We start from the raw sequence: 7,415 nt of genomic DNA, 5'->3' as shown, positions 1-7,415 counted from the left end.
GGGTTAGGGGTGGGGGTACATCGTAGAGCGAAAGCCTCGGCTTTCCACCTGCGATAGCCCTGCCCTTGCGAGGGAGATCGGATGTCGCTTCCGCTTTCGCCAAACCGTGAAGCGATTGCCCGTTGTTGCCTTCCAGTAAAACTTGATAATTTCCATCATGATATATATCAAGGCGAATGGTTCATGGCACTACAGGGAAACGGGAAGTGGCCTTCGCCCCGCGCATGGAAAGTCGCATTCAGGGTTTTTCCGTCATTGGCGGCCTGAAAGGGCATGTCTGGGACGGCGTCGTCGCCGACCTCTGGGACGTTTCGTGCGGGGAGCAAGCGGGAGGCTATTATGTCTCTCCCGACCCCCGGCTCTTTGTGGCGCTGGATGTGGATGGCGACGGCGCCTTCTTCGTTGAGGGCTCGCAAGGCGAATTGCGCCGTCACGACCGGGCATTTTCGATGGCCTACATACCGGCGGGGGTGCCGATCAGGGGCAGGGTCGAGGGCCTGCGCCGCATCAAGCATCTCGACCTGCATTTTGACGAGGCAGCGCTGACGCGCCGCTTCGGCGGCAGCCTGGACCGCGACGCCTTGCATGTGTCGCGGTTTCAGTTTCGCGACGACCGGATCGCCATGCTTGCCGGCCTGATCGCGGCCGAATGCGACAGCGGCCAGCCGATGCACGATCTATACGGCGAGGGCCTGCTGAATGCATTGTTCGCCGGGCTTTTCGAAATCGGCCAACCGGACGGACAGCGGCGCCGCACGCCGCTGTCTCGTCGAAAGCTGCGCCTAGTCACCGACTACATCGACGCCTATTGCCTGGGCAAGATCCGTCTTGCCGATCTGGCCGCGCTGACGGGCCTGTCGGAAACTGCCACTAGCCACGCATTCAAGGCGGCTACGGGTATACCGCCGCACCGTTGGCAGATGCAGGCACGGGTTCGAAAAATTCAGACAATGATGGCGCATGAATCCGCCTCACTCGGCGATATCGCGGAAGCAACCGGCTTTTTCGATCAGGCGCATCTGACGCGGGTGTTCAAATCCGTCGTCGGATTGACGCCTGGTGCGTGGATGAGGAGCGCCGGCAGGCGCAGCGATGCAACATCAAGTCGCAATGTCCGCCTTTTGGGACAAAAACCGACAAACCCCGCAAATCCATCCAATGACCCCAACATAAGCTGAGGTAAACAGTCAGGTATATGCGATCGAGAACCCTGGGGTTTGCCTTATGAACAGAATCTGCCGGATGAAGCTGCTGTTGGCGGGCGCCGCCCTCGCTTTGATCCCGACCATGACCGCGTTCGCCCAGCAAAACGACGTCCAGCTCGAGCCTGTGGTGGTCGAGGGCGAGGCCAGCGACAGCGCCACCGGTCCGGTGGACGGCGTCGTCGCCAAGAAGACAAAGACTGGTTCCAAGACCGCGACCAAACTCACCGAGATCCCGCAATCCGTCTCGGTGATCGGACGGCAGGAAATCGACGATCAGGGAGCGCAGAAGATCGACGAGTCGCTGCGATATACGGCCGGCGTTTTCACGCAGCCCTTCGGCCCCGACAGCGACACAAACTGGATTTTCATCCGTGGCTTCCAGGCGACGGACACCGGCATCTACATGGATGGCCTGCAGCTGTTCAGCTATGGCTTCGGTGGATTTTACGTCGATTCCTTCGGGATCGAGCGCATCGAAGTGCTGAAAGGTCCGGCCTCGGTGCTCTATGGCGGCAGCAATCCGGGCGGCATCGTCAACTATGTCAGCAAGCGTCCCGACGGCAGGCAGCGCTATGTCGAAACCGGCGTCAACGACGCCGGTAGGGCCTATCTCGGCTTCGACATCGGCGACGTGTCCGGCGACGGCGTGGTCAGCTATCGCGTCAACGGTCGCGTCGCCGGCGGCGACACCTATAGCGATCTGCAGGACGGCTGGCGCGGCTTCATCTCGCCAAGCATCACCTGGCAGCCCGACGAGCAGACCCGGCTGACGGTGCTCGCGAATTTCAGCCACATCGACGAGAACCACAATGGCGGCAACTTCCTGCCTTATGACGGAACGGTGGTGGATCACATAGTCGGCGGCGTCAACTACGGACGCATCGATCCCGACGCCAACTTCACAGAACCGTCCATCGATCTCTACAAGCGCGAACAGGGCTCGATCGGCTACGAGTTCGAGCACACGTTAGACAATGACTGGACGGTGCGCTCGAACGCTCGCTTCGGAGCAGCGAGCATCGATGAAGTGAGCGTCTATCCAAACGGCTGGTCGACCATCGGAGGGCCTACTGACTTGGCCCGCATAAATTTCGACCATGACACCGACGTCGTAACCTTCCTCATGGACAACCAGATCGAGGGCAAAGTCGAAACCGGCCCGATCGAACATACGATTCTCGTCGGTGTGGACTTCAAATATTACAACATCGACCAGGTGCAGTCGTCTGGCCTCTTCGATCTAAACTATGACAATCCCATAGATGCGTTCGACCCGATCTATGGCTCGCCACTGACGCCTCGCGTCAGCTACCTCAACCAGGACCTGACGCAAAAGCAGCTCGGCCTCTATGCACAGGACCAGCTTCGCTTCGGCGATGGCTGGCTGGTGACGCTGAATGGCCGCTACGATCGCGGCTGGCTCGAAGCTGACAACCGTCCGACCTACTATTCGGAGACCTTCGGCCTTCCCGTCATCGACCAGAGCAGCACCGTTGGCGATTTCTCCGGCCGTGCCGGCCTTGCCTATGAGTTCGACAACGGCGTCACCCCCTATGTCAGCGTCGCCACCTTCTTCAACCCGATCATCGGAACCGACGCGACTGGCGACCTGTTCAAGCCGGAAGAGGGCGTGCAGTACGAGGTGGGCGTCAAGTATGAACCGACCTTCATCGATGGCCTGTTCACCCTGTCGGTCTTCGACCTCACACGCCAAAACGTGGCCATCGCCAGCGACACCGATCCTTTTGCCCAGGTCCAGGCCGACGAGCTGCGCTCTCGCGGTGTGGAGCTCGAAGGCAAGGTGAACGTCACCGAGGATCTCAGGGTGACTGCGGCGCTGACCGCCTATGATATCGACTTCACCAAGAGCGACGACCCAGACCTGATCGGCAAGACGCCTTTCATCGTGCCCGAAGTCATGGTCTCGGCGTCGGTTGACTACACCTTCCGCGGCGATTGGTATGACGGCATCTCGATCGGCGCCGGTGTACGCCATCTCGGCTCCTCGTGGGCTGACAACGAGAACACGGCGAAGGTGCCGGCCGTCACGCTGGCCGACCTGAAGCTCGGCTACGAGAAGGAGAACTGGGGCGTCGACCTCAACATCACCAATCTCTTCGACAAGACATATGTGGCAAGCTGCCAGACGACTCTGACCTGTGCCTATGGCGAAGGCCGGTCGTTCAAGCTGAAGGCCCACACGACTTGGTAGTCATGTGCTGTAGCCGATGGCGATAATCCCCTTTCCCAGCAGACGACGGGTGCTCGCGCTTGGCCTGGCGGCCATGCTATCGCCGATCGTCAGCCGGGCTGCGCCGCTGCGCGTAGCCGCGATCGACTGGGGCATGCTGGAAACCTTGATCGCGCTTGGCATCGAGCCGGTCGCGGCGACCGAACTCATCCAGTTCCGCAAGCTGGCGGTGGAACCCGAAGTGCCGCCGTCCGTGACCGATCTCGGACTGCGAGGCACGCCCAATTACGAGCTGCTGCGCATCGTCGCGCCGGATCTCATCGCCATCTCCAGTTTCTACGAATACCAGCGCCCGATGCTCGAGCGCATCGCGCCAGTCCTTGCGCAAACGGTCTATGAACCTGGCGTGCCGCCCTACCCGCTCGCCGAAGCGGCGACGCTGGCGCTTGGCGAAAAGCTCGGGCGACAGACCGAAGCGAAACGCTACGTCGACGAGACATCAGGCGAAATCGCGCGATTGCGCGCCACGCTGCCAGCCGCCTCCGGGCGGCCGGTGTTCGTCATCAGCCTTGGCGATTCACGCCATTTCCGCGCCTTTGGCCGGGATTCCATGTTCGGCGACGTGCTGCTGCGTCTCGGTATTGAGAATGCCTGGGCCGACGAGACGAGCTACAGCGCCGCCGCTCCGGTCGGGCTGGAGGCGCTTGCGCGCGTTCCCGACGCCTCGATCCTCGTTGTTTCGCCGCTGCCGGCCGATGTCGGGCGGTCGCTTCCCGAAAATGCGCTGTGGAACGCCCTGCCGGCCGTCCGCGAGGGCCGTGTCGCCCTGCTCGAGCCCGTCAATCACTTCGGCGGCCTGCCCTCGGCGCGCCGCTTCGCACGGTTGGCGACGGCCGCCCTTGTCGGGCAGACTCATGGTTGACCGCACCATGACTCAGCGCGCCACGGCTGGCCGTGCGCTGTCGCCGATCGCCCTGTGGGGCCTCCTCGCGGCGGTGGCAGCACTCCTGTTTGCATGGCGCATCAGCACGCAGTGGCCGACCGCGCCGGCGGGTGACGGCGCCGATCTCGATCGTGTCATCCTTTTCTACAGCACGCTGCCGCGCGCGGCGGTGGCGGTGCTGGCCGGCGCCGTTCTCGGCCTGTCCGGCCTTTTGCTGCAGCGTGTGCTGCGCAACCCGCTGGCCGAGCCGTCGACGCTCGGCATTTCGGCTGGCGCGCAACTGGCAATGACGGCCGCCTCCGTCTATGCGCCGTTTCTGATGGAGCGGTCGCAAGGCACGGTCGCCTTTGCCGGCGGCACTGCTGCGGTGCTGCTGGTGCTGTCGCTGACCTGGCGGCGCGGGCTTGAGCCGGTCTCCGTCGTGCTTGCCGGCATGATGGTGGCGCTCACCGCAAGCGCCATCAGCGCCGCCCTGATCCTCGCCAATGGCGACTATCTGTTCTCGCTGTTCATCTGGGGCGGCGGATCGCTGGTCCAGCAGGATTGGGGGCCGCCCATCGCCCTGTCGACCAGGCTTGCGGTCGGCGCCGGCGCCGCCCTGCTGCTGCTCAGGCCACTGACGATCCTTGGCCTTGACGACGCTTCTGCGCGCAGTCTCGGCATCGCGCGCCACACCAGCCGCTTCCTCGTCATTGCGCTTGCCGTGTGGATGGCGACCACGGTGGTCGCAGAGGTCGGCGTCATCGGCTTCGTCGGCCTTGCAGCACCGGCGCTCGCCACGCTTTCAGGCGCGCGTTCGCTAGGGCAGAAGTTGCTGGCCGCGCCGTTGATCGGCGCCATCCTGCTGTGGCTGACGGATGGGCTGGTACAGCTTGCGGCTGGCGCCGGTGGCGAACGCATTCCGACCGGCGCGGGCACCGCGCTCCTCGGCGGCCCGGTTTTGCTCTGGCTGTTGCCGAGGCTGCGCCTATTGGAATGGCCGAGCCTGAACACATCAGGCACATCCCCGCGCAAGGCCGGTCGGTTCATCACCCTGCTGCTGCTTCTGCTGACCCTTGTCGCGGCGGTGGTGGCGCTTGTCGTCGGGCGCGGTCCGGCGGGCTGGTCAATCGCCGGTGGCGAGATGCTGGCCGATCTCGCCGCCTGGCGCGCGCCGCGGATCGGCGTGGCGGCAGCCGCCGGCGCCATGCTGGCAGTGGCGGGCGTCGTCATCCAGCGGATCACCGGCAATCCATTGGCAAGCCCCGAGGTGCTGGGGGTCGGTACCGGTGCCGGTGCCGGCCTGACCGCGGTCTTGATGGTCAGCGCCACGGCCGGGCTCGGCTGGCAACTCGCCGGATCCGTTTTCGGTTCGCTGGCGGTGCTGATCGCCATGCTAACCATTGCCGCACGGGCGAAATTCGGCTCCGAGCGGTTGCTGCTTGCCGGCATTGCCATGAGCGCGCTGTGCAGCGCCGTGATCACCGCGACGATCGCCATGGGAAATTCGCAATCCTATGTCCTGCTGCGCTGGCTCAGCGGCTCGACCAGCCAGGCGACCGGCGCCGATGCCTGGGTGGCCTTGGCGTGTCTGATGCTGTTGACGCTGCCGCTGTTTCTCGCCGCCCGCTGGCTCGATATCTTGCCGCTCGGCGAGGATACCGCACGCGGGCTCGGCCTGCCGATCGCGGGCGGACGACTGACGCTGATCGTGCTCGCAGCAATCCTCACCGCGCTTGCCGCGATGTTCGTCGGGCCGCTGAGCTTCGTCGGTCTCATCGCGCCGCACCTTGCACGGCTGATCGGCTTTGCCCGCGCCCGCCTTCACCTCGCCGGCGCGGTCCTTGTCGGCGCGCTGCTGATGATCGTGTCGGACTGGCTGTCGCGCATGGTGGCGTTTCCATACGAACTGCCCGTCGGCCTGTTCGCCTCGCTGCTTGGCGGACCTTATCTCGTCCATCTGCTCGCAAAAGGAGTGCCGCGCCATGGTTGAAATGCCGAGGAACCTCAAGGCATCCGCCGAAATCATGCTGTCTTGTCCGCAAGACATCATGAAGCGGCTTTGCGCGCATTTTGCCGACCATGGCGATGTCGCCGTCGACGGCGCCTGCAGCCGCATCGACACGGCCTTCGGCTCGGCCAGCATGGAAGCCTGCCAAAGCTGCCTGAAGGTTTTTGCCGAAGGCAAGGACGAGACGTCCCTGGCTTATGTGAAGCTCTCCATCGCCGAGCATCTGCTGCATTTCGCAGCGGCGGAAAACCCCAGCATCATCTGGCAGGGCGACGGTGCAGCAGGTCAGCCGCTACCCTATTTCCGCGAGATGCGCGTTGTGCGGACCGCCGATGTGACACCGCATATGCGACGGCTGACCCTGGCCGGAAGCGACCTTGGACGCTTCGCAACGGGCGGGCTTCATGTCCGTCTGCTGCTTCCCAAGGATGGCGCAGTACCCGCCTGGCCGGTCACCGGCGTGGACGGCCGTCCGGTATGGCCGGAAGCGGAACGGCGGCCGGATGTGCGCGTCTACACGATCCGCCGCATCGACGTCGAAAAGGGAGAGGTCGATATCGACTTCGTATTGCATGATGGCGATGGCATGCCCGGCGCGCGTTTCGCGGCCAATGCACGGATCGGCGATATCGTCGGGATGACCGGCCCGGGCGGCGGCGACGTGCCCACAGCCGACTGGTGCCTGCTTGCCGGCGACGAGACCGCCCTGCCCGCGATCGGCCGCATCGTGGAGGCGCTGCCGGCGGGCGTGCACGCCGTCGTTCGCATCGAAGTCGCTGATGGCGACGAGGAGCAGAAGCTGGTTTCCCAGGCCACACTGGACATAAAATGGCTGCACAGGAATGGCGTGGCCCCAGGCAAATCCGCTTTGCTTCAGGACGCGGTCCGGAACGTGCCTTGGCCCGAAGATGGGCGCAGCGTCTTCGCCTGGGTCGGCTGCGAGCACAAGAGCTTCCGCGCCTTCCGGTCCTACCTCAGGCAGGACCGGAAGCTGCCGCGCGACGCGCACCTCGTCGTCGCCTATTGGCGTTGCGGCTTCGAAGGCGATACCGCGCGGCAGAGCGACCAAACCTGAGTTTGGCTGGC

General features: G+C 64.1%; 5 protein-coding genes. All 5 read left to right on the top strand.

The annotated features are described in order from the left end of the window. The first annotated feature begins 206 nt into the window (after positions 1-206). The 5 genes from EOC93_RS20710 (at position 207) to EOC93_RS20690 (ending at position 7,404) form a co-directional block, all read left to right on the top strand. Entirely contained in the window at positions 207-1,178 is a 972-nt protein-coding gene (locus EOC93_RS20710; protein ID WP_245461503.1) for an AraC family transcriptional regulator, read from the top strand. 64 nt (positions 1,179-1,242) lie between these two features. Beyond that, on the top strand, positions 1,243-3,417 hold the full coding sequence (locus tag EOC93_RS20705; protein ID WP_127205546.1) for a TonB-dependent siderophore receptor: 2,175 nt from the start codon (positions 1,243-1,245) through the stop codon (positions 3,415-3,417). Positions 3,418-3,433: 16 nt separating this feature from the next. Continuing rightward, entirely contained in the window at positions 3,434-4,318 is an 885-nt protein-coding gene (locus EOC93_RS20700; RefSeq protein ID WP_127205545.1) for an ABC transporter substrate-binding protein, read from the top strand. After that, the gene (fhuB, locus tag EOC93_RS20695; protein WP_127205544.1) at positions 4,311-6,311 is read left to right on the top strand and encodes a Fe(3+)-hydroxamate ABC transporter permease FhuB; all 2,001 of its coding nucleotides are present in this window, start codon (positions 4,311-4,313) and stop codon (positions 6,309-6,311) included. The genes EOC93_RS20700 and fhuB overlap by 8 nt, the downstream gene beginning before the upstream one ends. Further along, the gene (locus EOC93_RS20690) at positions 6,304-7,404 is read left to right on the top strand and encodes a siderophore-interacting protein (RefSeq protein WP_127205543.1); all 1,101 of its coding nucleotides are present in this window, start codon (positions 6,304-6,306) and stop codon (positions 7,402-7,404) included. The genes fhuB and EOC93_RS20690 overlap by 8 nt, the downstream gene beginning before the upstream one ends. Positions 7,405-7,415 lie beyond the last annotated feature (11 nt).

The organism is Mesorhizobium sp. M6A.T.Ce.TU.002.03.1.1 (genome assembly GCF_003997275.1).
Lineage (GTDB): Bacteria > Pseudomonadota > Alphaproteobacteria > Rhizobiales > Rhizobiaceae > Mesorhizobium > Mesorhizobium mediterraneum.
Note: the sequence above shows the minus strand (reverse complement) of the source record. Positions and strands in the feature narration are given on the sequence as shown.